At 69.5% G+C, this 24,831-nt stretch carries 24 protein-coding genes, 1 pseudogene and 1 riboswitch; of the genes and pseudogenes, 9 read left to right on the top strand and 16 right to left on the bottom strand.

Features of this window, described 5'->3' with window-relative positions; genetic code table 11:
- Positions 1 to 27: 27 nt before the first annotated feature.
- The 3 genes from ACFULQ_RS24250 to ACFULQ_RS24260 form a co-directional block, all read right to left on the bottom strand.
- Positions 28 to 450, bottom strand: a complete 423-nt coding sequence (locus ACFULQ_RS24250) for an SRPBCC family protein (protein ID WP_383547104.1) — start codon at positions 448 to 450, stop codon at positions 28 to 30.
- A gap of 118 nt (positions 451 to 568) precedes the next feature.
- Positions 569 to 1,759 (bottom strand): spermidine/putrescine ABC transporter substrate-binding protein, encoded by a 1,191-nt coding sequence (locus tag ACFULQ_RS24255; protein WP_383547106.1) that lies wholly within the window; start codon positions 1,757 to 1,759, stop codon positions 569 to 571.
- A 165-nt stretch (positions 1,760 to 1,924) separates the two neighbouring features.
- Positions 1,925 to 3,364, bottom strand: coding sequence for a gamma-aminobutyraldehyde dehydrogenase (locus ACFULQ_RS24260; protein ID WP_383547108.1), 1,440 nt, complete (start codon positions 3,362 to 3,364; stop codon positions 1,925 to 1,927).
- Between the two features lie 170 nt (positions 3,365 to 3,534).
- Here ACFULQ_RS24260 and ACFULQ_RS24265 point away from each other — a divergent pair, with 170 nt between their 5' ends.
- The 7 genes from ACFULQ_RS24265 to ACFULQ_RS24295 all read left to right on the top strand — a co-directional run bounded on the left by ACFULQ_RS24265 (position 3,535) and on the right by ACFULQ_RS24295 (position 10,281).
- The gene (locus ACFULQ_RS24265; RefSeq protein ID WP_383547110.1) at positions 3,535 to 4,050 is read left to right on the top strand and encodes an Lrp/AsnC family transcriptional regulator; all 516 of its coding nucleotides are present in this window, start codon (positions 3,535 to 3,537) and stop codon (positions 4,048 to 4,050) included.
- 19 nt (positions 4,051 to 4,069) lie between these two features.
- Positions 4,070 to 5,434, top strand: coding sequence for an aspartate aminotransferase family protein (locus ACFULQ_RS24270; RefSeq protein WP_383547112.1), 1,365 nt, complete (start codon positions 4,070 to 4,072; stop codon positions 5,432 to 5,434).
- 202 nt (positions 5,435 to 5,636) lie between these two features.
- Positions 5,637 to 6,377, top strand: coding sequence for an ABC transporter ATP-binding protein (locus tag ACFULQ_RS24275; protein ID WP_383547114.1), 741 nt, complete (start codon positions 5,637 to 5,639; stop codon positions 6,375 to 6,377).
- Positions 6,359 to 7,768: a hypothetical protein gene (locus ACFULQ_RS24280; protein WP_383547116.1), complete on the top strand. Its 1,410-nt coding sequence runs from the start codon at positions 6,359 to 6,361 to the stop codon at positions 7,766 to 7,768. Before ACFULQ_RS24275 ends, ACFULQ_RS24280 begins: the two co-directional genes overlap by 19 nt.
- A gap of 92 nt (positions 7,769 to 7,860) precedes the next feature.
- Positions 7,861 to 8,280 carry a VOC family protein gene (locus ACFULQ_RS24285; RefSeq protein WP_329294118.1) on the top strand — a complete coding sequence of 140 codons (420 nt, stop codon included), beginning with the start codon at positions 7,861 to 7,863 and terminating at the stop codon, positions 8,278 to 8,280.
- A gap of 36 nt (positions 8,281 to 8,316) precedes the next feature.
- A complete protein-coding gene (locus ACFULQ_RS24290; protein WP_383547118.1) occupies positions 8,317 to 9,438 on the top strand; it encodes an LOG family protein in 1,122 nt (373 codons plus the stop codon).
- A 141-nt stretch (positions 9,439 to 9,579) separates the two neighbouring features.
- Positions 9,580 to 10,281 carry an LAETG motif-containing sortase-dependent surface protein gene (locus ACFULQ_RS24295; protein ID WP_383547120.1) on the top strand — a complete coding sequence of 234 codons (702 nt, stop codon included), beginning with the start codon at positions 9,580 to 9,582 and terminating at the stop codon, positions 10,279 to 10,281.
- A 99-nt stretch (positions 10,282 to 10,380) separates the two neighbouring features.
- On the opposite strand, the gene ACFULQ_RS24300 is transcribed toward ACFULQ_RS24295, so the two are convergent.
- From ACFULQ_RS24300 to rlmN, 5 genes are all read right to left on the bottom strand, one after another.
- On the bottom strand, positions 10,381 to 11,169 hold the full coding sequence (locus ACFULQ_RS24300; RefSeq protein WP_383547121.1) for a maleylpyruvate isomerase family mycothiol-dependent enzyme: 789 nt from the start codon (positions 11,167 to 11,169) through the stop codon (positions 10,381 to 10,383).
- Between the two features lie 356 nt (positions 11,170 to 11,525).
- Entirely contained in the window at positions 11,526 to 12,548 is a 1,023-nt protein-coding gene (locus ACFULQ_RS24305; protein ID WP_383547123.1) for an ABC transporter ATP-binding protein, read from the bottom strand.
- The gene (locus tag ACFULQ_RS24310; protein WP_383547164.1) at positions 12,548 to 14,149 is read right to left on the bottom strand and encodes an ABC transporter permease; all 1,602 of its coding nucleotides are present in this window, start codon (positions 14,147 to 14,149) and stop codon (positions 12,548 to 12,550) included. Before ACFULQ_RS24310 ends, ACFULQ_RS24305 begins: the two co-directional genes overlap by 1 nt.
- Before the next feature lie 32 nt (positions 14,150 to 14,181).
- Positions 14,182 to 15,267, bottom strand: coding sequence for a thiamine ABC transporter substrate binding subunit (locus tag ACFULQ_RS24315; protein WP_383547124.1), 1,086 nt, complete (start codon positions 15,265 to 15,267; stop codon positions 14,182 to 14,184).
- Positions 15,264 to 15,371, bottom strand: a riboswitch (TPP riboswitch). It overlaps the preceding gene by 4 nt.
- A 23-nt stretch (positions 15,372 to 15,394) precedes the next feature.
- On the bottom strand, positions 15,395 to 16,501 hold the full coding sequence (gene rlmN / locus ACFULQ_RS24320) for a 23S rRNA (adenine(2503)-C(2))-methyltransferase RlmN (RefSeq protein ID WP_383547126.1): 1,107 nt from the start codon (positions 16,499 to 16,501) through the stop codon (positions 15,395 to 15,397).
- Positions 16,502 to 16,658: 157 nt separating this feature from the next.
- On the opposite strand from rlmN, the gene ACFULQ_RS24325 reads away from it, so the two are divergent.
- A complete protein-coding gene (locus ACFULQ_RS24325) occupies positions 16,659 to 16,880 on the top strand; it encodes a hypothetical protein (RefSeq protein ID WP_383547128.1) in 222 nt (73 codons plus the stop codon).
- A gap of 144 nt (positions 16,881 to 17,024) precedes the next feature.
- Here ACFULQ_RS24325 and ACFULQ_RS24330 read toward each other — a convergent pair whose 3' ends face one another.
- Complete coding sequence (locus tag ACFULQ_RS24330) at positions 17,025 to 17,855, bottom strand: alpha/beta fold hydrolase (RefSeq protein WP_383547130.1); 831 nt, start codon at positions 17,853 to 17,855, stop codon at positions 17,025 to 17,027.
- Between the two features lie 867 nt (positions 17,856 to 18,722).
- Between ACFULQ_RS24330 and ACFULQ_RS24335 the strand changes: the two genes are divergently transcribed.
- Positions 18,723 to 19,133 carry a carboxymuconolactone decarboxylase family protein gene (locus ACFULQ_RS24335; protein ID WP_383547132.1) on the top strand — a complete coding sequence of 137 codons (411 nt, stop codon included), beginning with the start codon at positions 18,723 to 18,725 and terminating at the stop codon, positions 19,131 to 19,133.
- Positions 19,134 to 19,237: 104 nt separating this feature from the next.
- Here the strand turns inward: ACFULQ_RS24335 and ACFULQ_RS24340 are convergent.
- The 7 genes and pseudogenes from ACFULQ_RS24340 to rpsB form a co-directional block, all read right to left on the bottom strand.
- Positions 19,238 to 19,468: pseudogene (locus tag ACFULQ_RS24340) on the bottom strand (UTRA domain-containing protein); the annotation flags it as partial.
- Positions 19,469 to 19,638: 170 nt separating this feature from the next.
- Entirely contained in the window at positions 19,639 to 19,776 is a 138-nt protein-coding gene (locus tag ACFULQ_RS24345; RefSeq protein WP_383547134.1) for a hypothetical protein, read from the bottom strand.
- Between the two features lie 67 nt (positions 19,777 to 19,843).
- On the bottom strand, positions 19,844 to 21,001 hold the full coding sequence (locus ACFULQ_RS24350) for a phosphatidate cytidylyltransferase (RefSeq protein ID WP_383547136.1): 1,158 nt from the start codon (positions 20,999 to 21,001) through the stop codon (positions 19,844 to 19,846).
- Complete coding sequence (gene frr, locus ACFULQ_RS24355) at positions 21,001 to 21,558, bottom strand: ribosome recycling factor (RefSeq protein ID WP_046261972.1); 558 nt, start codon at positions 21,556 to 21,558, stop codon at positions 21,001 to 21,003. Before frr ends, ACFULQ_RS24350 begins: the two co-directional genes overlap by 1 nt.
- Before the next feature lie 147 nt (positions 21,559 to 21,705).
- Entirely contained in the window at positions 21,706 to 22,464 is a 759-nt protein-coding gene (pyrH, locus tag ACFULQ_RS24360; protein WP_030315804.1) for a UMP kinase, read from the bottom strand.
- Positions 22,465 to 22,653: 189 nt separating this feature from the next.
- Positions 22,654 to 23,490 carry a translation elongation factor Ts gene (gene tsf, locus ACFULQ_RS24365; RefSeq protein WP_020138769.1) on the bottom strand — a complete coding sequence of 279 codons (837 nt, stop codon included), beginning with the start codon at positions 23,488 to 23,490 and terminating at the stop codon, positions 22,654 to 22,656.
- Between the two features lie 182 nt (positions 23,491 to 23,672).
- On the bottom strand, positions 23,673 to 24,578 hold the full coding sequence (gene rpsB / locus ACFULQ_RS24370; RefSeq protein ID WP_383547137.1) for a 30S ribosomal protein S2: 906 nt from the start codon (positions 24,576 to 24,578) through the stop codon (positions 23,673 to 23,675).
- Positions 24,579 to 24,831: the final 253 nt, after the last annotated feature.

Here is a 24,831-nt window from a genome sequence, read left to right on the forward strand (position 1 = left end):
GTTCAAAAGGGTTGCTGGGACAGGGTGTCAGGAGGCCGCTGTCTCGGCCAGCTTCTGGAACTCGCCGAGGTCGTAGTTGGCGAGGGCCGAGTCCAGGTTGGTGAGGGCGCCGAGGTGCTCGATGAACCCCTGGGGGTCGTACTCGATCTGGAGGGTCACCCGGCTCGACGTGTCGCTGAGGCGGTGGAAGGTGACCACGCCCGCGTGGTGCACGCCCTCCACGGTGCGCCAGGCGATCCGGTCCTCCGGGACGACCTCGGTGAGCTCGGCGACGAAGTTCTTGTCGGCGCCGGGCAGTTGGAGCTGCCAGGCGAAACGGCGCTCGTCCAGCCGCTCGACCAGACGTACGTGACTCAGGAAGGACGGCCACCGGCTCACATCGCTCCACAGTGACCAGGCGACGGCGACGGGAGCCTCGATGTCGACCGTTTCCACGAGGGACGCGGACATGCGCTACCTCTCCTCCGATTGGCCGGGATCCGGCCCGACGGGTGCAGTGCGAAGCGGATACCCCCAGCACGGCGGCACACACGACGTGTCGGATGCCCTGACCGAACCCGAGGCCGGGTCACAACCCCACGATCGCGTTCCACCGCTTCGCGAACCCCACCCGCTCCTTCGACGTGATGTCCCGGGCGATCACCAGCCGCTCCCGCATCTCCGCGTCCGGGAAGATCAGGGGGTTCTCGGCGAGCGCCGCGGTGTCCTCGTCCTTCGACGCGGCCAGGACCTCGCGCGCGGCGGGGACGGGGCAGACGTAGTTGACCCAGGCGGCGAGTTCCGCGGCGACCTCGGGGTCGTAGTAGTAGTCGACGAGACGATCGGCGTTGGCCTTGTGCGGGGCGCGGTCGGGGATCATCAGGGAGTCCGACCAGAGTTCCGCGCCCTCCTCGGGGACGACGAAGCGGATGTCGGGGTTGTCGGCCTGGAGCTGGATCACGTCCCCGGAGTAGGCCTGACAGGCCAGGACGTCGCCGGTGACGAGGTCCTTGGTGTAGTCGTTGCCGGTGAAGCGGCGGATCTGGCCGCTCCGCACATGCTTCTCGACCTGGTCGCAGACCTCGTCGAAGTCGTCCGCCGTCCACTTCGTGATGTCGACGCCGTTGCCCTGCATGAGCAGCGCGAAGGCCTCGTCGAGCCCCGAGAGCAGGGTGACCCGGCCCTTGAGGTCGCTCGCCCAGAGGTCCTTGACGTGCCGGATCTCGCGGCCCAGCTTCCTGCGGTTGTACGCGATGCCGGTGATCCCCGACTGCCACGGCACGGTGTACCGGCGGCCCGGGTCGAAGGCCGGCGAACGCAGCAGCGGGTCAAGGTACTTCGTGACGTTCGGCTGCTTCGCCCGGTCCATCTCCTGGACCCAGCCCAGCCGCACGAACCGCGCGCACATCCAGTCGCTGATGACGATGAGGTCGCGTCCGGTCTGCTGATGGTTCATCAGCGCGGGGCTGATCTTGCCGAAGAACTCGTCGTTGTCGTTGATCTCCTCGACGTAGTCGACGGCGATACCGGTCCGCTTCTCGAAGGCGTCCAGCGTCGGCCGCCTGGTCGAGTCGTCGTCGTCCGTGTCGATGTACAGCGGCCAGTTCGCCCAGGTCAGCCGCTTGTCGGTGGCGGAGCGATCGGGGATGGCCCGGTCGCCCGCCGACACGTACGCGGCGGGCACCCCGCACCCGGCGAGCCCGCCCAGCACCACCCCACCACCGAGGGCGCGCAGCAAGGTCCGACGGGAGAGCGGCGAAGTCCGCGGTGTGAGGGGCATTGCCGCAGCATGGCGTGCCGACCTGCGGCCGGACAATCGACGCTGCGTCAAGTCGTGCACCAGCGGACGGACAACTTGTCGACCAACCTGCCGGCAACGCCTTAGGGGCGCGGGGAACTGCGCGACCAGCCCCCACGCACCCGCAGACGACCCACGGCCTCAGACCTACGCGTCCAAGGACGTCATCACATGCTTGATCCGCGTGTAGTCCTCGAACCCGTACCCCGAAAGGTCCTTGCCGTAGCCCGACTTCTTGAACCCGCCGTGCGGCATCTCCGCGACCAGCGGAATGTGCGTGTTGATCCACACGCACCCGAAGTCCAGCTTCTTCGACATCCGCATCGCACGCCCGTGGTCCTTGGTCCACACCGAGGACGCGAGCGCGTACTCGACCCCGTTGGCCCAGGACACGGCCTGCTCCTCGTCGGAGAAGGACTGCACGGTGATGACCGGCCCGAACACCTCGTTCTGGATGATCTCGTCGTCCTGCTTCAGCCCGGACACGACGGTCGGCGCGTAGAAGTACCCCTTGTCGCCGACCTGGTGACCGCCGGCCTCGACCTTGGCGTGCGCGGGCAGCCGGTCGATGAACCCGGAGACCTGCTTGAGCTGGTTCGGGTTGTTGAGCGGGCCGAACAGCACGTCCTCGTCGTCCGGCTGCCCGGTCTTCGTCTCGGCGGCGGCCTTCGCCAGCGCTGCCACGAACTCGTCGTGGATGGAGGACTGCACCAGCACGCGCGTGGCCGCCGTACAGTCCTGACCGGCGTTGAAGAAGCCCGCGACGGAGATGTCCTCGACGGCCTTGGCGATGTCGGTGTCCTCGAAGACGACGACCGGGGCCTTGCCGCCCAGCTCCAGGTGCACCCGCTTCAGGTCCCTGGACGCGGACTCGGCGACCGACATGCCGGCGCGCACGGACCCGGTGATGGAGGCCATCGCCGGCGTCGGGTGCTCGACCATCAGCCGGCCGGTGTCCCGGTCACCGGTGATGACGTTGAAGACGCCCTTCGGCAGGATCGAGCCGATGATCTCGGCGATGAGCACGGTCGACGCGGGGGTCGTGTCCGACGGCTTGAGCACCACGGTGTTGCCCGCGGCGATGGCCGGCGCGAACTTCCACACGGCCATCATCATCGGGTAGTTCCAGGGCGCGACCTGCGCGCAGACACCGACCGGCTCACGGCGGACGATCGAGGTCAGGCCCTCCATGTACTCGCCGGCCGAGCGCCCCTCCAGCATCCGCGCCGCACCGGCGAAGAAGCGGATCTGGTCGACCATCGGCGGGATCTCCTCGGACCGGGTGAGCCCGATCGGCTTGCCGGTGTTCTCCACCTCGGCCGCGATGAGCTCCTCGGCCCGCTCCTCGAACGCGTCCGCGATCTTCAGCAGGGCCTTCTGCCGCTCGGCGGGGGTGACGTCACGCCAGCCCGGGAAGGCCGCGGCCGCGGCGGCCATCGCCGCGTCCACTTCCGCCTGCCCGGAGAGCGGAGCGGTGGCGTACGCCTCACCGGTCGCGGGGTTGACCACGTCCGTGGTCCGTCCATCGGCGGCGTCCCGGAACTCACCGTCGATGTAGTTGCGCAGACGACGCAGCTCGGTGCTCACTGCCGGCCTCCTGAGGGGGTTGGAACTGTCCACTGACTGAGACACCCACCCTAATCGTCAGACCCACGTTTTCAACACCCCCGATCGCGCCAAGGCTGCGAAATCCGCAGGTCTCCGTATCGTAAACAACGGATTTCATCGCCTCGACCTTGCGGAAGTGTCGAGACGTCGTGCACAGTGACGTCGTGGCCAGTCGAAGCGCAGACCCCAGGGACTCCCGTGAGTCCAGGAACGGCACTCCTCATCTGGATGCCGTCTCCCTCGCCATCATCGAGCAGCTCCAGGAGGACGGCCGCCGTCCGTACGCCGCGATTGGCAAGGCCGTGGGCCTGTCCGAGGCGGCCGTGCGCCAGCGCGTCCAGAAGCTGCTCGACCAGGGCGTGATGCAGATCGTCGCCGTCACGGACCCGCTCACCGTGGGTTTCCGGCGCCAGGCGATGGTCGGCATCCACGTCGAGGGTGATGTCGAGTCCGTGGCCGACGCGCTGACCTCGATGTCGGAGTGCGAGTACGTGGTGATGACGGCCGGCTCCTTCGACCTCATGGTGGAGATCGTCTGCGAGGACGACGACCACCTGCTGGAGGTCATCAACCGCCGTATCCGAGCCATCCCCGGAGTGCGCTCCACCGAGAGCTTCGTCTATCTGAAGCTAAAGAAGCAGACCTACATGTGGGGAACCCGATAACCGTGAGGACCCGATAACCGTGAGCTCCAAGGACCTCAGCCGCACCGCGTACGACCACCTGTGGATGCACTTCACCCGCATGTCCTCGTACGAGAACTCCCCGGTCCCGACCATCGTCCGGGGCGAGGGCACCTACATCTACGACGACAAGGGCAGGCGCTACCTCGACGGCCTCGCGGGCCTGTTCGTGGTCCAGGCCGGCCACGGACGCGTCGAACTCGCCGAGGCGGCGTTCAAGCAGGCGCAGGAACTGGCGTTCTTCCCGGTGTGGTCCTACGCCCACCCGAAGGCCGTCGAACTCGCGGAGCGCCTCGCGCAGCACGCGCCCGGCGACCTGAACAAGGTCTTCTTCACCACCGGTGGCGGTGAGGCGGTGGAGACCGCCTGGAAGCTCGCCAAGCAGTACTTCAAGCTCACCGGCAAGCCGACCAAGCACAAGGTGATCTCCCGCGCGGTCGCCTACCACGGCACCCCGCAGGGCGCCCTGTCCATCACCGGTCTGCCGGCCCTGAAGGCCCCGTTCGAGCCGCTGGTCCCGGGCGCCCACAAGGTCCCGAACACCAACATCTACCGCGCCCCGCTGTTCGGCGACGATCCCGAGGCCTTCGGCCGCTGGGCCGCCGACCAGATCGAGCAGCAGATCCTCTTCGAGGGCCCGGACACCGTCGCGGCCGTGTTCCTGGAGCCGGTCCAGAACGCGGGCGGCTGCTTCCCGCCCCCGCCCGGCTACTTCCAGCGCGTCCGCGAGATCTGCGACCAGTACGACGTGCTGCTGGTCTCCGACGAGGTCATCTGCGCCTTCGGCCGCCTGGGCACCATGTTCGCCTGCGACAAGTTCGACTACGTCCCGGACATGATCACCTGCGCCAAGGGCATGACCTCGGGCTACTCCCCGATCGGCGCCTGCATCATCTCCGACCGCCTGGCCGAGCCGTTCTACAAGGGCGACAACACCTTCCTGCACGGCTACACCTTCGGCGGCCACCCCGTGTCGGCCGCGGTGGGCCTCGCCAACCTCGACCTGTTCGAGCGCGAGAACCTCAACCAGCACGTCCTGGACAACGAGGGCGCGTTCCGCTCGACCCTGGAGAAGCTGCACGACCTGCCGATCGTCGGCGACGTCCGCGGCAACGGCTTCTTCTACGGCATCGAGCTGGTCAAGGACAAGACGACCAAGGAGTCCTTCAACGACGAGGAGACCGAGCGCGTCCTGTACGGCTTCCTCTCCAAGGCCCTCTTCGACAACGGCCTGTACTGCCGGGCCGACGACCGCGGCGACCCGGTCGTCCAGCTCGCCCCGCCGCTGATCTCGAACCAGGAGACCTTCGACGAGATCGAGCAGATCCTGCGCGCGACCCTCACCGAGGCCTGGACGAAGCTCTAGCCTTCGACGCCTTCGGCGATTCAGCCGCTTGTACGACCCGGGGCGCACCCGTCCGAGTGACAGGGATGCGCCCCGGGCCGCGTGCTGTCCGGGGTCGCGCCCCCGTTTCCCTAGCGTGCCTGGTAACCGATCGGCCCTGTCTTCGTTCCCCCGCACGGGGGATCAGCACGGCACATACGGATCTGATACGAGGTGTACGCCCATGGAGGCCCCGCCCGACAACGACGTGCTCTGGGCACGCTCCCTGCACTTCACGCACCGCGACGGCTCGCCCGCGCTCCAGGGCGTCTCCCTGGGGGTGCGCGAGGGCGAGATCCTCGCCGTGAGCGGTCCGCGCGGCAGCGGCAAGACCGCACTGCTCAGATGCCTGTCGGGGCTCACCCCGGCCCAGCGCGGCGAGGTCTGGTTCAACAGCGCGCCCGTGCACACCATGGGTCCGATGACCCGTGAGCGGCTGCGCCGGGACCGCTTCGGCTGGATCGACCCGGCCCCGGTGCTCGTCCCGGAGCTCAACGCCTGGGAGAACGCCGCCCTCCCCCTCATGCTGCGCGGCACCGGCCGTCGTAGGGCCAAGGTCGCCGCGCTGGAGTGGCTGGAGCGCCTGGACATCGGCGACCGCACCCGCAGGCGCCCGCACGAGATGACCCAGTCCGAGCGCCAGCGCGTCTGCATCGCCCGCGCCCTGGCCCCGGCCCCGTCGGTGCTGTTCGCGGACGAGCCGACGGCTCCGCTGCACCGCGCGGACCGCGGGCACGTCCTGCGCACGCTCACCACCGCCGCCCGCTCCCACGGAATCACCGTGGTCCTCGCGACGCACGACACCGACACCGCGGCACTGGCGGACCGTACCGTCACGCTCCTGGACGGCCGCCGGGTGAAGACCGTGCACCTGCCCCCGATGGCCGACCCGGAAGGCCGTACCGCGTGCTCGCTCTCCGTCTGACCCGGGGCGCCCGGCCCGCCGTACAGCTGCGCCGCCTCCTGGTGGCCCTGGCCTCGGCGGGCACGGGCTTCCTCCTCCTGTGCACTCTCGGCCACGCGATCAGTCACCCCGAGGACGCCTCAGGCGCCGTGCTCCGGCTGGCCTGGTGCCTGACCCCCCTGGCGGCCACGGTCCACCTCGCCCTGGCGGTCGCCCGCACCGACCCGGGCACCCGGCCGCGTCCGGGCCTCGCGGCGATCGGCCTCGGCCCGGCCCGTCTGATGGCCGTGTCGGCCGCCACCACGGCCCTGTCCTGTCTGCTCGGCTCGATGCTGGCCCTGCTGTTCTTCCTCCACCTGCGCGGCGACCTGACGGGCATGCCCTTCGACGGAGCGGCGGCGGACTTCCTGGCCGCGGGCTCCCCGCTGCCCCTGCCGGCCGCCCTGACCCTGCTGGCCCTGGTCCCGGTGATCGCGTCGGTGACGGTGGCGTGCGTCCTGCGCCCCCGGGACGACCGCCCGGCAGCGGCGCGGAGGGAAGCACGGTCGTACGGCCGCTTCGGGGCGTACGGCAGGACGGCGGCGCGCGAGCCCTTCGGGGCGTACGGCCGTTTCCGCGTACGTCAGAGCGCGGGCGAGGCCACCGCCCCGAGGAAGGACGCGCCCGCCGCCGCGGACGAGGACCGGCGCCCGGCCCGTGACCTCAGCGCGGGTCCCGGCCAGGACAGCGCCCTCGTCGTGGATCCGGCCCCGGGGAGCACCCTCGCTGTGGCTCCCGGCCAGGAGAGCGCCCTTCCCCCGGCTCCCCGAGAAGCGCCCAAGGGCCTCCCCTGGGGCATCGCGGTCCTCGCCGCCGGCCTGGCCGTGGAGGCCTACGCCAACCGCCAGGGCGCCGCCCCTGCCACGCCCCTCCCCGCCGGCCTCACCGGCGCCCCCTCCGTCCTGGTCGGCTGGCTCCTCACCGCAGTGGGCCTCGCGGTGGCCGGCCCGGGCCTGACCCATCTGTGCGGCCGGCTCCTCCAGTCCAGCCGGCCCGGCGCCCTGCGTCTCCTCGCGGGCCGGGTGCTCATGGCGGAGGCCACTCGCATCGGCCGCCCCCTCGGTGTCGTCTGCGCGGTCGCCTCCGGCACCTACGCGATGGTCATGCTGTACGACCCCACAGGCCCCGAAGTCGGCCCGCTCACCACCCTCGGGCTGCTGATCGTGACGAGCTGCGCGCTCGCCACGCTGCTCACGGCCGCCGTGGAGGCGAAGCAGGCGAGGTCGGACACGACCGCCGCCCTGCTGCGACTCGGCGCCCCCGCCACGACGCTCCGCAGCGCGGCGGCCCTGCGCGCCGGCGCCCTGCTGGCCCTCTTCGGCCCGCTCACCCTGGTCGTGGCCGAGCTGGCGGCGCTCCCCCTGACGTCCTGAAGCCCTGGAAGAAATCTCTCCTCCACCGATGAGTTCCGCCGCACCCGCCCGTCTACCCCCCGTATCGCACACACCCGATGGGAGAGACTCCGATGACTGCGCCGGCCTACCAGCAGATGATCTTCGTCAACCTGCCCGTGAACGACCTCGACGCCTCGAAGAAGTTCTACACGGAGCTCGGTTACCCGCTGAACGAACAGTTCAGCGACGACAAGGCGGCCTCCGTCGTGATCAGCGAGACCATCGTCGCGATGCTGCTCACGAAGCCGTTCTACGCGACCTTCACCAAGAAGGAGATCGCGGACGCCACCAAGACCAGCCAGGTGCTGCTCTGTCTGAGCGCCGAGAGCCGCGCGAAGGTGGACGAGCTGGTCGAGAAGGCCGTCGCCGCGGGGGGCACCGCCAACGACGACGTGCAGGACCAGGGCTTCATGTACGGCCGTTCCTTCAACGACCTCGACGGTCACGGCTGGGAGGTCGTGTGGATGGACCCGGCGGCGATCCAGGGCTGAACCCCGGGCCGGAATCCGGCGTGCGAGCATGGGCGGGTGCAGACGAGCCCCGCCCACGCGGCACACCACGACGACCGTGAGATCGAGACGCTGGAGGAGTTCGACGCGGTCGTCCCGGCCCGCGGCACGCTCGCCGGATTCCGGATCCAGGCCGTCGATCTGACGGACCGGACACGGGAGTTGCTGACCACCGACACCGCGGGGGCGGTCTTCCTCGGCTGCCCGATGCGGGAGACCGCGGCGGAGAAGCTCCGCGCGGACGGCGCCCTGGTCTTCCCGCCCGTCCCCCACCTGCCCTTCGATCCGTACCGCGGACTGCTGTACTCACCCGACGAGTTGTTCGACGGTCTGGAGAAGGGGTACGAGCAGACCCCCGACGCCGTCGCCTACGCCTGGTTCCAGCGCACCAAGGCCGACGGCGACATATACGCGTCGATGCTGCGCTCCGTCCACGACGACGCCGTCTCCGACGCCCTCGACGAACTCCTGCGCGGGGCGCGGGTGGTGGGGGTGATGGGCGGCCACGCGATGGCCCGCGGCACACGGGAGTACGCCGGTGCCGCCCGCCTCGGCCGCGAACTGGCCCGCGCCGGCTTCACCGTGGCGACCGGCGGCGGCCCCGGCGCGATGGAGGCGGCGAACCTCGGCGCCTACGCCGCCCCCTTCGAGGACTCCATGCTCGACGAGGCGTGCGAACTCCTCGCCGCGGCGCCCTCGTTCACGCCGTCGATCACCGACTGGGCGCGCGCCGCCTTCGAGATCCGCGCGCGCTGGCCCCGGGGCGGGCACTCCGTCGGCATCCCCACCTGGTTCTACGGCCACGAGCCGCCGAACGCCTTCGCCTCGCACATCGCCAAGTACTTCGCCAACGCCCTCCGCGAGGACGGCCTGCTCGCCCGCTCCAACGCCGGTGTGGTCTTCCTGCCCGGCGCCGCCGGGACCGTGCAGGAGATCTTCGACAACGCGACGCCCAACTACTACGAGTCGCGCGGCGAACCGACGCCCATGGTCCTTGTGAACCGCGTGCACTGGACGGAGAAGCTGCCGACCTGGCCGCTGCTCCAGGCGCTCGCGCGGGAGCGGTCGATGGAGGCCCGAATCGCCCTGGTTGACCGGATCGAGGAGGCTCCGGCGGCGCTGAAACGTCTCCTACTGTAATAAGCAGGTAAAGCCAACGGTTGTAGGGGGCCTACACGTTGACACTGCTTATGCAGCGCTTATAGACCTGTGAGACTCCTGGGGATGGTGATGTCACATCACCATCCCTTCAACCCCCCGCATTTGCGCACCCCGTGAAGGATGAACGTGGCATTCACGCCCATATCCCGCCGCACCTCCCGCGCCGCGCGCTTCCTCGGCGTCGCCGCCGCCTCGACCGCGATCGTGCTCGGCGCCTCCAGCAACGCCCTTGCCTGCAACATCAAGGAGTTCTCCGCCGAGGCCAAGTGTGACGGTGAGAAGGGTGTCATCACCGTCACCGACGTGGACAAGTCCGGCGTCGAGGCCACCGTCTCCGTGTACCTCCAGAACAACGGCGCCGACGCGAAGAAGGTCGGCGAGCAGACGGTAAAGGGCTCGAAGGCCGGCACCACCATCACCTTCGAGGAGGACTGGGCGCCCAACGCCGAGTACCGCATCCACGTCGAGGCCCTGCCCTACATCAAGGGCGAGGACATCAAGCCCAACCTGACCACCCCGGCGACCGCCTGCAAGACCGAGGACACGCCGACCCCGACGCCCACGCCCACCCCGTCGGAGTCCGCCAGCACCCCGGCGGAGGAGTCCCCGACCCCGACCCCGTCGGCCTCGGAGGGCACCACCGCTCCGGCCACCGTCGAGAGCAACGCCCCGTCGGCCGCGGCCGGCGACTCCAACCTCGCCGAGACCGGTGCGAACTCCAACACCGGTCTGATCGCCGGCATCGCGATCGCGCTCGTGGCGATCGGTGGCGGTGCGGTCTTCTTCGGCCTGCGCCGCCGTGGGGCGAGCAGCTCCCGCTGACGCCCACAGCAGTTCGACGGCCCGTCCCCGTGCACCGGGGGCGGGCCGTCGCCGTATCCGCCGGGCCTTGTGGTGGCCGTGGGCTCCCACAAGTGCGGGTCACCCGAAGCTCGCCCGCTCCAGCCAGAACTCCAGCAGCTTCCGCTCGCCGAGCACCTCCAACTCGGGGCTGTCCAGGGGAAGTCGACGGTAGAAGGCGAGCATGACGGAGGTCAGCGGGCCGCGCAGCGCGACGGTCGCCTTCTCGTGTCCGCGCCGCCAGGCGATGACGTCCTCGGTGAACCCGATCAGCCACTCCGCGTTGAGCTCGGCGCTTGTGTCGGTGGCGTGCAGATGGATGCTGCGACCCGGCCCCCGCAGCTCCCGTGCCTCGTCGTGCGGCATGGTCCGCTGCACGAACTCCACGATCTGGAGCCACTCGTCGATCGCGTCGGCGGCGATCTCCGGGGCGACCTCGTAGGGCAGTCCGGCGGCGAGCGTGGCGTCGGCGCGGTGGACGGTCAGCTCGTGGGCCATCCGCCGGGCCCAGAACCCGGACGTGGGCACCCCGGCCCAGGACCACACCGCGGCGTCGGGCCCGGCTTCCCGCAGGGCGGCGACGAGCAGCTCACCGGTCTCCGCCAGCCACGCGTCCAGCGCCCCGGCGTCCTCGGGCCCCTCCCTCAACGGCACTTGCTCCTCGGGCACTTCCTCCTGAGCCCGGGTCCGCACGATCAACTCGACCCAGCGCAGAGCCCCACCGGTGTGCCGCACCAGCCGCTCAAGGGACCAGTCGGGACAGGTCGGCACGGTCACCGCCAGATCCACCCCGGATCCCACCACACCCCGCAACTGACCCACCTGGCGGGCGATCTCATCGCAGTACCGCTCATGTGCGAGCAACGTCATGCCGCGCACCCTATGCCCACCCGCACAAGTCCAACGCACCATTTTCCGGGCCCCCGCCCCGACTTGGCGCTCTCGCCCCACCACCCCGGCGACGTCATGCCGGCCGACCTGCCCCAGCACCCTCGGCCACGGCCACGGCCACGGCATCGACCTCAACCTCGACCTCGACAACCTGACCTGCGGCCTCGGCCCGTGGCACCGACCTGCGACCTCAGCCCTCCGACTCGACCAGCGGCCTCTGGCCGCCGCCCCGCCCAGGGACCCAAGCCACCTCAGCCCGACCCGGCGGCCTCAGCCCGGCCGACCTGCCCCAGCGACCTCGACCCCGCCGACCCGACCTGGCAAGCTCCCCCACCTCAGCCCAGCACCACGATCTCCGCCGCGTCGAACTCCACCCCGACCATGTCCCCGACCTCCGGTGCCTCCCGCAGTGCGCACGCGGCCTCCAGGCGGGGGCCGTCGTCGGCGGGTTGCAGGTGTACGGCGACGTGGGTGCCCTTGAAGGCGCGCGCGGCGACCGTGCAGCGCAGTCCCTCGTCGGCCGACACCAGCCGCACGCCCGCGGGACGCACCAGTACGCTCCGGACTCCCTGCGCGGCCCCTGACGGCACCGGAACCTTGCCCCAGACCGTGTCCGCCGCCTCGCCCGTCACCGTCCCCTCCACCACGTTCTCGAAGCCGAGGAAACGGGCCACGAACTCGTCCACCGGCCGCTGCCACACCTCAAGCGGCGTACCGGACTGGGCGATCCGCCCGTCCCGCATCACCACGACCCGGTCGGCGAGCGCGAAGGCCTCCCCCTGGTCGTGGGTGACCGCGAGCACGGTGGTGCCCAACCGCCCGAACAGCTCCCGCAGTTCGACGACCAGCCGCTCCCGCAGCGAACGGTCCAGCTGCCCGAGCGGCTCGTCGAGCATCAGCAGCCGCGGCCGGGGAGCGAGCGCCCGGGCCAGCGCGACCCGCTGCTGCTCACCGCCGGAGAGCGAGGCGACGGCCCGGCGGCCGGCCCCCGGCAGTCCGACGAGGTCGAGCAACTCCCTTACCCGCTCGCTCTGTTGCGCCTTCGGCACGTCATGCATCCGGAGTCCGAAGGCCACGTTGGCGCCCACGTCCCGCTGCGGGAACAGCTGATGGTCCTGGAACATCAGCCCGACCCCGCGCCGGTGCGCGGGCACCCCGGCCTGGTCCCGGCCGTCGAGCGACACCCGCCCCGCGTCGAGCGGCTGAAGCCCGGCGACAGCCCGCAGCAGCGTGGACTTGCCGCTGCCGCTCGGCCCGAGCACGCACACGATCTCGTGCTCGGCGACATCGAGCCCGACCCCGTCGAGCACGGCCCGCCCCCCGAACCGTACCGTCGCGTCCGCAAGGCTCAGCAGCATCAGAACTCCCCGGTCCGGTCGGTCCGCAGCCGCTCAAGAACCAGCAGCGCCACCGCGCACACGATCATCAGGACGGTCGAAAGGGCCATCGCCTGGCCGTAGTTGAGATCACCTGCGCGCCCGAGCAGCCGGGCCACGGCGACCGGCAGGGTCGGATTGTCGGGCCGTGCGATGAACACGGTCGCCCCGAACTCGCCCAGCGACACGGCGAACGCGAAGCCCGCCGCGATCAGCAGCGCCCGCCGCACCAGCGGCAGATCGACCTCCCGCCACACCCGCCACGGCGAGGCCCCGAGCACGGCCGCGGCCTCCCGCAGCCGGTGGTCCACGGCCCGCAGCACGGGCAGCATGGTCCGCACGACGAACGGCACCCCGACCAGCGCCTGCGCGAGCGGCACCAGGATCCAGGACTGCCTCAGGTCCAGCGGCGGTTCGTCCAGGGAGATCAGGAACCCGAAGCCGACGGTCACCGCGGACACCCCGAGCGGCAGCATCAGCAGCGCGTCGAAGCCCCGTACGAACCGCCCCGCGTCCCGTCGCGTCAGCGCGGCCGCGGCGAGCCCGCCGATCACCACCGCGATGGCGGTCGCCGCGAGGGCGTACTCCAGCGAGTTCCCGATCGCCTCGATCGGCGCGACGAGGAAGACCCCGCCGTCGCTGTGCGTCAGCGCCCGGTAGTAGCCGAAGTCGGGGGCGTCCAGGGACCGTTGTACCAGCACCGCGAGCGGCAGGACCAGGAGTACGGCGATCACCGCGAGGACCCCGGCCAGCAGCCCCCACTCCCCCGCGCCGCGCGGCCGGCGGGCGGTGACGGACGCGTCCACGAGCCGGAGCGCGGTCTCCCTGCGCCGTACGGTCCACGCGTGCAGGGCGAGGACCGCGCCCACCGCCACGAACTGGATGATCGTCAGCACGGCGGCCGTGGACAGGTCGAAGATCTCGGAGGTCTGGCGGTAGATCTCCACTTCGAGCGTGGAGAAGGTCGGTCCGCCGAGGATCTGGACCACGCCGAAGGAGGTGAAGGTGAACAGGAAGACCATCAGCGCGGCGGCGGCCACCGCGGGCCCGAGCGCGGGGAGGGTGACCGTGCGCCAGGCCGTGAGCCGGGACGCGCCCAGCATCCTCGCGGCCTCCTCCTGCCGGGGGTCCAGCTGCGCCCACAGCCCGCCGACGGTCCGTACGACGACCGCGTAGTTGAAGAAGACGTGCGCGAGCAGGATCGCCCACACCGTGGTGTCCAGCCGTACGCCCCACCACTCGTCCAGCAGACCGCCGCGGCCGACGAGCGCCAGGAAGGCCGTACCGACCACGACCGTCGGCAGCACGAAGGGCACGGTGACGACGGCCCGCAGGATCTGCTTGCCGGGGAAGTCGAAGCGCGCGAAGACGTACGCGCCGGGGAGCGCGACCAGCAGCGTGAGCGCGGTGGAGACGAGCGCCTGCCAGGTGGTGAACCACAGGACGTGCCGGATGTCCGACTGGGTGAGGACGTCGGTGATCCGGCCCAGCTGCCAGGTCCCGTCCGTGTCGAGGCCGCGCTTGACGATCGCGGCGACGGGCCAGGCGAAGAAGACAGCGAAGAACGCGACGGGCACGGCCATCAGGCCGAGCCGTGCCGCCGCGCCCCTCCGGCTCACCTGAGGACGAGCGAGGTCCACGACTTGACCCAGTCGTCACGGTGTTCGGCGATCTTCGCCGGGTCCATGGTCTCGGGATCCTTGGCCTGCGGACCGTACTCGGTGAACTCGGCCGGCACCGAGGCACCCTCGACCACCGGGTAGACGAACATGTTGAGCGGCATGTCCTGCTGGAACTCCTTGGTGAGCAGGAAGTCCAGGAACGCCTTGCCGCCCTCGGCGTTCTTCGCGTTGCTCAGCAGCCCCGCGTACTCGATCTGCCGGAAGCAGGTGCCGTCGGCGACCCCGGTGGGCGCGGTCTTCGGCTTGGGGTCGGCGTAGATCACCTCGGCGGGCGGCGAGGAGGCGTAGGAGACGACGAGCGGCCGGTCGGCCTTGGCCTTCTTGCCGCCGGCCGAGCCGGAGAACTCCTCGTTGTAGGCCTGCTCCCAGCCGTCGACGACCTTGACGCCGTTGGCCTTGAGCTTCTTCCAGTAGCCCTGCCAGCCGTCGTCCCCGTACTTCGCGGCGGAGCCGAGGAGGAAGCCGAGACCCGGCGAGGAGGTGGAGGCGTTCTCGGTGACGAGGAGGTTCTTGTAGGCGGGCTTGATCAGATCGTCGTACGACGTCGGCGGCTGGAGCTTGTGCTCGGTGAAGTACGCCTTGTCGTAGTTGACGCAGATGTCACCGGTGTCGATGGGCGTGACCTTGTCCCCGTCGACGCGGTACCCGGCCTTGACGGTGTCGGCGCCCTTCGCCTCGTACGACTGGAAGAGGCCGTTGTCGAGCGCCCGGGAGAGCAGGGTGTTGTCGACGCCGAAGAAGACGTCTCCCTGCGGGTTGTCCTTGGTGAGGATGGCCTTGTTGACGGCCTGCCCGGCGTCGCCGTCCTCCAGGACCCTGACCTTGTAGCCGGACTTCTTCTCGAAGTCGGCGAGGACGCCCTTGGAGACGGCCCAGGAGTCATGGCTGACGAGGGTGACGGTCTTGGCGCCGGAGCCGGAGCCGGAGCCCGACCCGGAGCCGTCGTCGGAGGATCCGCACGCGGACAGCGTGACGAGACCGAGGCCGACGACGGCAGCGAAAAGCTTCTTGTTGTTCACGGTGATGACCGAACTTCCTACCCAGAATGACCTGGGCGAGGTTCAGAGGGTCTGCGGCCCGATTGCCGCACTCTCAGCGCTGTGGCGCTCCCCTGTCGGATATGAAGGTGTACGTACGGTCGCCAGACTACCGCTCGGTGGCCGCGAGCTGGCCACAGGCCCCGTCGATCTCCTGGCCACGGGTGTCCCGGACGGTGACGGGCACTCCGTGCGCGGCGATCGCCTCGACGAAGGCCTTCTCGTCCTCGGGCCGCGAGGCGGTCCACTTCGAACCCGGGGTGGGGTTCAGCGGGATGAGATTGACGTGTACGGGCTTGCCCCGGAGCAGCCGTCCGAGCCGGTCACCGCGCCAGGCCTGGTCGTTGATGTCCCGGATGAGGGCGTACTCGATGGAGAGCCGCCGCCCGGACCGCTCGACGTACTCGAACCCGGCGTCGAGGACCTCGCGCACCTTCCACCGCGTGTTCACCGGGACGAGGGTGTCGCGCAGCTCGTCATCGGGGGCGTGCAGGGAGATCGCGAGCCGGCACTTGAAGCCCTCGTCGGCGAACCGGTGAATGGCGGGCACGAGTCCGACGGTCGAGACGGTGATGCCGCGCTGGGACAGCCCGAGGCCGTCCGGGGCGGGGTCGGTGAGCGCGCGAATGGCGGTGACGACCCGCTTGTAGTTGGCGAGCGGCTCGCCCATCCCCATGAAGACGATGTTGGAGAGCCGCGCGGGCCCGCCCGGCACCTCCCCGTCCCGGAGCGCCCGCATCCCGTCGACGATCTGGTGCACGATCTCGGCGGTGGACAGATTGCGATCGAGCCCCGCCTGCCCGGTGGCGCAGAAGGGACAGTTCATCCCGCACCCGGCCTGGGAACTGATGCACATGGTCACCCGGTCCGGGTACCGCATCAGCACCGACTCCACGAGCGTCCCGTCGAACAGCCGCCACAGCGTCTTGCGCGTGGTCCCCTGGTCGGTCGACAGATGCCGTACGACGGTCATGAGCTCGGGAAGCAGCGCCTCCTGGAGCTTGCCGCGCGCACCGGCGGGGATGTCGGTCCACTCCGCCGGGTCGTGCGCGTACCGCGCGAAGTAGTGCTGCGAGAGCTGCTTGGCCCGAAACGGCTTCTCCCCGATCCCGGCCACTACCTCCTTGCGCTCGGCAGGAGTGAGATCAGCGAGATGCCGCGGCGGCTTCTTGGCTCCGCGGGGGGCGACGAAAGTGAGTTCTCCGGGCTTCGGCATAACCCATCCAGTGTCGCAGATCCTCGCCCGGTACCCAGGCCACAGCGGGGTGGGGGTGGTCACCTGTGGGTGCAGACTGCCGGCGTTGATCGGCCTCGGACGGCCCAAGGGCTTGCCAAAGCGGTGGGATGATCGCTCCGGAGGGGTGCGAGTGGACATGCTTGAGCTGATGGAGTGGCTGGCCGAGCACGGCGTCACGACCGTCGTCAAGGTCGACGGTGACCGCATGGTTGAGCGACGGGCAGCATGGATGGTCATCGTCAGCGGTGGGGCACTCGGCAAGGACTCGTTCTTTCGTGCCGATCTGGCCACCCCGGAAGCATGCCTTGACTCTTTGCTCGCCCACCTGGAGGGCAAGGGGCTACTCCCGTTCGCATGATCAGCATGTCCTACAAGCGACAACAGGATCCCTGCGAGCACCGGGATCGGCGCAGGCCGGACGTCCGCCTGACCGGGTGCGCTCCCCGGCGCGGACTACGGGTGCGCCGGGGAGCGGCCGGACGCTGAGGCCGGCCCGCCGGGTTCAGGAACGGATGAACGCAAGGATGTCCGGGTTGAGGACCTCTGGGTGCGTGGACAGCATCCCGTGCGGATAGCCCTCGTAGGACTTGAGGGTCCCGTTCTTCAGAAGCTTGACCGTCAGGGGTGCCGAGTCGTCGTACGGGACGACCTGGTCGTCGGTGCCGTGGCAGACGAGGACGGGCACCTCGATCTGCTTGAGGTCCTCGGTGAAGTCGGTCTCGGAGAACGCCTTGACGCATTCGTAGTGGGCGTTCGCCGCGCCCATCATTCCCTGGCGCCACCAGTTGTCGATCAAACCCTGTGACACCTGCGCTCCGGGACGGTTGAAGCCGTAGAAAGGCCCCGAGGGAATATCGATGAACGTCTGAGCCCGGTTGCCGGCAACGCCCTCCCGGAAGCCGTCGAAGACCTCCATCGGCAAGCCGCCCGGGTTGGCCTCCGTCTTCAGCATCAGCGGTGGCACCGCGCCCACCAGGACCGCCTTTGAGACACGGCCGGGTTTGACGTGGGCGACATAGCGGGCGACCTCGCCACCGCCGGTGGAGTGGCCGATGTGCACGGCGCCCCGCAGATCGAGGGCGTCGGTCAGAGCGGTCACGTCCGCGGCGTAGGTGTCCATGTCGTGGCCGGTCGCCGTCTGGGTGGAGCGTCCGTGGCCACGGCGGTCGTGGGCGATGACTCGGTAGCCCTGCGCCAGGAAGAACAACATCTGGTTGTCCCAGTCGTCGGCGCTCAGGGGCCATCCGTGGTGGAGGACGATCGGCTCGCCGTCGCGTGGACCCCAGTCCTTGTAGAAGATCGTGGTGCCGTCGTCGGTGGTGACTGTACCCATTGCAGATCCTCCGCTGGTCCAGGCGCACCCCAGCCACGGATCAATGAGTGGGGGGTACGCGGGACTTCACGCCCAGCGGGCGCGGCCCGGATGTACGGCCCACAGTACGCCCTGTCCCTGCGGGCCACATCCGCAGCTTGTCGACCATCGCCAAGTCCCGGAGATCGTCTCAACTGGCTTGATCGTCAGGCTGGCGGCCGTAATGCTGCCACTGCGGCATCCATCCTCCTCAACCCATCCCTGCCCCAGCTCCCCTCCCGTCCAGGTGGAGCGCGCCACTGTACGACCGACCTGGACGTCACGGGCCGCGTCTGCTCGGCTCCGCCTGGGGCGATGGCTCCGTGACCGGGAAGTCTGGAAAGCCCCTCCCCTGCTCGCGCTCCACTGGCTCCCACAATCCCGGCGAGGCACCCTAGGGAGCCCACTACAGCGTCAGCGTGCGCCTCGCACTCGATCCTGCCAACTGCGCCTGCGGCGGTACCGGTTGGTGGGATGGCGGACAGCGGACGAGCGGTGAGCGTCGTGCCTGTAGTACGTAGGTCGGGGGGAGCCCAATCTCCTTCCTGGTGTGACCACGGAGTGCGAGATCCCCCGGAACGACTTCTACCGTCTCGTGGTGCTCTTCGTTGATGGGGTGCCGGATCCCCTGGGAACCTGGCAAGCAGGTCAAGGCTGTGCGGCGTGTATACGAGAGGTCTTCACACGACGAGATGCCGCCTGTCGTGCCCGTCTGCTGTGTCCAACCTGGTTGGTGTCAGGTACTGGTGTCAGCGAAAAGGGGCGTTCTTGGCAAGCCCAACACAGTGGACTGTTTCGAGCGTCGTGCCGGTCCAATAGCCTTGGGTCGGCGGCGCGCAGAATGGTGCAATGACGGAACACAGCGCTGACTACACGCGTGCTCTGAAAAACGCCGAGAAGATCCTTGGTTTCAGCCTGGCGCCATATGTCGATCCAAGGCCGACGGAACCTGACAACGCCTACGACTTCACACGGATCGCGACCGAACACGCCTTCAATGACGCATGGACTCGCAGCGAGCATATCGACCTCCGCACCCGCGCACTCATCTCGGTCACCATCACGGCGAGCCTGGGCATCCTCGAGCCCCTCCGAGGCCAGCTGCGTATCGCTCTGCACAATGGCGTGACCAAAGAGGAGATCGTCGAAGCGTTCATCCAGATGGCCGTCTACGCCGGTGTGGCTCGCGCGTTCGACAGCTACGCCGTGGCACGCGAGGTCTTTGCCGAACACGCCGAAGCGGACTCGTCCGAGAACTGAAGCGCCGACGTCAGCCGCGACCGCTGAACCACACCCCTCCCCGGCTCACATCCCGTCCGCCGTCGCCCCACACACCGTGGAGCGGGCGTGATTCATGGCGTCCCGGCGACCTCCACCACGGTGCGAGAGGCCGTGCAGGTCGTCCGATGCAGCTCGACAACGGGTTCCCCCGGCGGCAGCTGCAAGAGCTTCACCTCGTCGGCCGTGGCGGCTCTGGCGAAGACCTCCTCTGTCCTGTGATCGATCTCGTAGCCCGCGTCGTACAGCACCCAGAATCCTTCACCGCGGCCGGCCGGTCCCGGGCTCGGGTCCACCAGCCGGGTCCCCTCTACATTCAGCAATCGCGTCCAGAAGATCCACACGTCCAAGGCCCCGGTACCTGTGCCGACGGTCGCGAAGGCGCGCGTCTGTGCGACGTCAGCCCGCGTCCCGCAGGACTCGACGGAGGCATGGGGTTCGGCAGCGGTCAGAAGAGTCCCACGACCACGCCGACGACCCAACCGACCTAGGTCTTCGTGCGGTGCCAGGGGCCGCAGTAGCGGCGCGGCCTGCGGCGGCCGTCCTGGCTCAGCAGCACCTCGCACCACCGGCACGGCAGGTCGCCGTGGAACCTGCCGTCGTCCCCCAGGCGCGCTTGTCCCATGGACCGGACCATAACGGCCCGGCCCCGTCCTGGACAGGACGGGGCCGGGGACGTCGTACAGCTGAAGTCAGCTCGATCCCACGAACAGCACCATCAGCAGCCACACCACAGGTGCCGTCGGCAGCAGGGAGTCGAGGCGGTCCATGATGCCGCCATGGCCCGGAAGCAGGGTGCCCATGTCCTTGATGCCGAGGTCCCGTTTGATCATCGACTCGCCGAGGTCACCCAGCGTCGCGCTGGCCGCGACCGCGAGGCCGAGGAGCAGGCCCTGCCACCAGCGGCCGTCGTCGATCAGGAACTGCATGCACAGCGCGCCCGCCACCATGGCGAACGCCACCGCTCCGACCAGGCCCTCCCGGGTCTTGCCGGGGCTGATGCGCGGCGCGAGCTTGTGCGTGCCGAAGCGCCAGCCGACCGCGTACGCGCCCGTGTCGCTGACCACGGTCAGGAGCAGGAAGGTCAGGACCCGCACCGCCCCGTCCTCGGCCGTCAGCATCATCGCGACGAACGTGGCCAGGAACGGGACGTAGAAGGCCGCGAAGACACCCGCCGTGACGTCCCTGAGGTAGCCCTCCGGCGGTTCCGTCATCCGCCAGACGAGGACGGCGAGCGCCGTGAGCGCCATGGCCACCCACGCGCCCTCCGCGCCCCGGACGTACCCGGCGACGACCATCGCGGCCCCGCCGAGCGCCAGCGGCACCAGCGGCGCCTTGATGCCCTTGCGCTCCTGGAGCCTGCTGGTCAGCTCCCACAGACCCACCACGACGGCGACCGCGATCACGCCGACGAACACGGCCTTGACGAAGAACAGCGACGCGATGATCACCGCACCGAGCCCGACCCCGACCCCTATGGCCGCGCCCAGATCCCGGCCCGCACTCTTCTTCTGCGGCGCGGGCGCCGGCTGCGAGGCGTCGGGCATGGGCTCCGGATCCTGCTTCTGGGGCGCCGCGTGGGGCTGCGCCGGCGTGGTCTCGTCGCGGACAGTGGCGTTCCGGAACGTCTCGTCCCGGAACAAGGGACCGCTCAGCCGAGCGGCCCCCCTGTCGTCATCCTGGTCTCCGCCGTACGCGGGTCCGTCGGGCACGATGGGCATGGGGCGAGTGTGCTGCGCGTCATGCGCATCGTACGCGGGACCCGCCGGGGCAGCCCCCTGGACAGGCCCCTGGTCGGACGGCCCCCAGTACCCGGCGTGGGGCGGAGTCGCCCAGGAAGAGTCGTTCATCAGACCTCGAGCAGCTCCGCTTCCTTGTGCTTCAGGAGCTCGTCCACCTGAGCGACGTACTTGTGCGTCGCGTCGTCGAGCTCCTTCTCCGCACGGCGGCCCTCGTCCTCGCCGACCTCGCCGTCCTTGACGAGCTTGTCGATCGCGTCCTTGGCCTTGCGGCGGACCGAGCGGATGGACACGCGCGAGTCCTCGGCCTTGCCCTTGGCGACCTTGATGTAGTCGCGGCGGCGCTCCTCGGTCAGCTCGGGGAACACCACTCGGATGATGTTGCCGTCGTTGCTCGGGTTGACGCCCAGGTCGGAGTCGCGGATGGCCTGCTCGATGTTGCGCAGGGCCGTCTTGTCGAACGGGGTCACTACCGCCATGCGCGGCTCCGGCACGGAGAACGAAGCCAGCTGGTTGATCGGCGTCGGCGCGCCGTAGTAGTCGGCCACGATCTTGTTGAACATCGCCGGGTGCGCACGACCGGTGCGGATCGCGGCGAAGTCCTCCTTGGCGACCACGACGGCCTTCTCCATCTTCTCCTCGGCCTCGAGGAGGGTCTCTTCGATCACCACTTGCTCCTGCGTGTCTTGAGTAGGCCCGGCTGCTGTTCCATGTGCGTGGGGGCGGCGGCCGGCTGCGTCGCGTCTTCTTCCTGCACGGTTCCCGACCGGCAGGACATTGTCCATCCCCCGGTCAGGGACCGGGTCCAACTCGGGTCAGTCCCGGCTGCCCTGGTCGCCCACCAGCGTGCCGATCTTCTCACCCTTGACGGCGCGGGCGATATTGCCCTCGGCCAGGAGCTCGAACACCAGGATCGGGAGCTTGTTGTCGCGGCACAGCGTGACGGCGGTGGCGTCGGCGACCTTGAGGTCGCGGGTGATGACCTCGCCGTAGCCGAGGGCGTCGAACTTGACCGCGTCGGGGTTGGTCTTCGGGTCGGAGTCGTAGACCCCGTCCACGCCGTTCTTGCCCATGAGGAGCGCCTCGGCGTCGATCTCCAGGGCGCGCTGGGCGGCGGTGGTGTCGGTGGAGAAGTACGGCATGCCCATACCGGCGCCGAAGATGACCACACGGCCCTTCTCCAGGTGGCGCACGGCCCGCAGCGGGATGTACGGCTCGGCGACCTGGCCCATGGTGATGGCGGTCTGCACCCGGCTGTCGATGCCCTCCTTCTCCAGGAAGTCCTGGAGGGCCAGGCAGTTCATCACGGTGCCGAGCATGCCCATGTAGTCGGAGCGGGCCCGGTCCATGCCTCGCTGCTGGAGTTCGGCGCCGCGGAAGAAGTTGCCGCCGCCGATGACGACGGCGATCTCGGCGCCGTCCCGGACGACGGCGGCGATCTCACGGGCGATCTTGTGCACCACGTCGGGGTCCACACCCAGGCCGCCGCCACCGGCGAACGCCTCTCCGGACAGCTTCAGCAGAAACCGGCCGCGTACTTTGCCGTCGTCGCTCTTCTGGGCCTTGGTGGTCATGGGGATCCCGCCTCTTTCACCTGTTGCACATACGAAGAAGGCCATTGCCGGTTGGGAACTGGTTCGTATCCCATGCGCGGCAATGGCCTCCTCGTCAGATCTGCTGTCGTCCGCCACGCGCGTGCGTGGCGGCGTACCGGACGACTGCTGACGACCCTATCGGGCCCGCGCGTCGCTCGCGGTACGGACTCAGATGCCGACCTTGATACGCGTGAAGCGCTTCAGGGTGACACCGGCCTCGTCCAGGACCTTCTGGACCGACTTCTTGTTGTCGAGCGCGTACGGCTGGCCGAGCAGCGTGGCGTCCTTGAAGAAGCCGTTGAGGCGACCCTCGACGATCTTCGGCAGGGCGGCCTCGGGCTTGCCCTCGGCGCGGGTGGTCTCCTCGGCGACGCGGCGCTCGGACTCGACGACCTCGGCCGGCACGTCCTCCTTGGAGAGGTACTTCGGCGCGAAGGCGGCGATGTGCTGGGCGACACCGCGGGCGACCTCGGCGTTCGGCTTGTCCAGCTCGACGAGGACACCGATCTGCGGGGGCAGGTCGGGCATCGTGCGGTGCATGTACGCGGTCACGAAGCCGTCGGCGAACTGCGCGAAGCGGTCCAGGACGATCTTCTCGCCGAGGTTGGCGTTGGCCTCGTCCACGAACGCCTGGACGGTCTTGCCGGCCTCGATCTCGGAGGCGAGCAGGGCCTCCAGGTCGGCCGGGGAGGTGGCCGCGACGTGCTCGGCGATCTGGTTGGCGACGGCCTGGAACTTCTCGCCCTTGGCGACGAAGTCCGTCTCGCACTTCAGCTCGACGAGGACGCCGGAGGAGTTGTCGTCGGCGATGATGGAGACCACGGCGCCGTTCTCGGCGGAGCGGCCCTCGCGCTTGGCGACGCCCTTCTGGCCCTTGATCCGGAGCGCCTCGACAGCCTTCTCGACGTCGCCCTCGGCCTCGTCCAGCGCCTTCTTGCAGTCCATCATGCCGGCGCCCGTGAGCTCACGGAGCTTCTTGACGTCGGCGGCGGTGTAGTTCGCCATGAGTCTGTGAATCTTTCTCGAAGTCTGGAAGATCGAAGATCTACGGGGTCTACGGCCCCCATCTAGCCCGGGGCCGCCGACTCTCCGCTGACCTACGGGTGAACGGCGGGAGCGGAGTTCACCGCGCCGGAGGCGCTGATGAATGCAGTACCGCTCCCGCCGTCACCGCTGACGCTGACGGGTCAGGCCTGCTCGGCGTCCGCGGCCGGAGCGGCCTCGGCGGCGGGAGCCTCAGCCGCGGGGGCCTCGGCGGCCGGGGCCTCAGCGGCGGGAGCCTCGGCGGCCTCCGCGGCGGGAGCCTCCTCGGCCTTCTTCTCGCCACCCTCGAGCAGGTCGCGCTCCCACTCGGCGAGCGGCTCGCCGGCGACCTTCTCGCCCTTGTCACCGGTGGCGACGCGCGAGCGGCTGATGAGGCCCTCGGCGACGGCGTCGGCGATCACGCGGGTGAGCAGGGTGACGGAGCGGATCGCGTCGTCGTTGCCCGGGATCTTGTAGTCGACCTCGTCGGGGTCGCAGTTGGTGTCGAGGATCGCGACGACCGGGATGTTGAGCTTCCGGGCCTCGCCGACCGCGATGTGCTCCTTCTTGGTGTCCACGATCCAGACGGCGCTGGGCACCTTCTGCATCTCGCGGATACCACCGAGGGTCTTCTCCAGCTTGGCCTTCTCGCGCGAGAGGACCAGGAGCTCCTTCTTGGTCAGACCCGAAGCGGCGACGTCCTCGAAGTCGATCTGCTCGAGCTCCTTGAGGCGCTGCAGACGCTTGTAGACGGTCGAGAAGTTGGTGAGCATGCCGCCCAGCCAGCGCTGGTTGACGTAGGGCATGCCGACGCGGGTGGCCTGCTCGGCGATGGCCTCCTGCGCCTGCTTCTTCGTGCCGACGAACATGACCGTGCCGCCGTGGGCGACGGTCTCCTTGACGAACTCGTAGGCGCGGTCGATGTACGACAGCGACTGGAGCAGGTCGATGATGTAGATGCCGTTGCGCTCCGTGAAGATGAAGCGCTTCATCTTCGGGTTCCAACGACGGGTCTGGTGACCGAAGTGGACGCCGCTCTCCAGCAGCTCCCGCATCGTGACGACGGCCATGGCCGTTCTCCTTGGTGTTCTCGGTTGTACCGCGGGTGCCGGAGGGCACTCGCGCCTGACGCCCGCGACGCGCCTTGCCACAAAGGACCGAGAGGCGCTGACACCGACCGCGTGGCGGCCTGATGTCGGGGCGTGCGAAGTCGACCCGGTGACCCGGATCGCCAGAAGAAGTGTACGGGACCCGCGGGGTACCGGGTGACGCCGCTGTCCACAACCGGGGAGTAGTCCACAGGTCCAGGCTCGGACCGGTCCG

The sequence above is a fragment of the Streptomyces sp. NPDC057253 genome, from assembly GCF_042669125.1.
Lineage (GTDB): Bacteria > Actinomycetota > Actinomycetes > Streptomycetales > Streptomycetaceae > Streptomyces.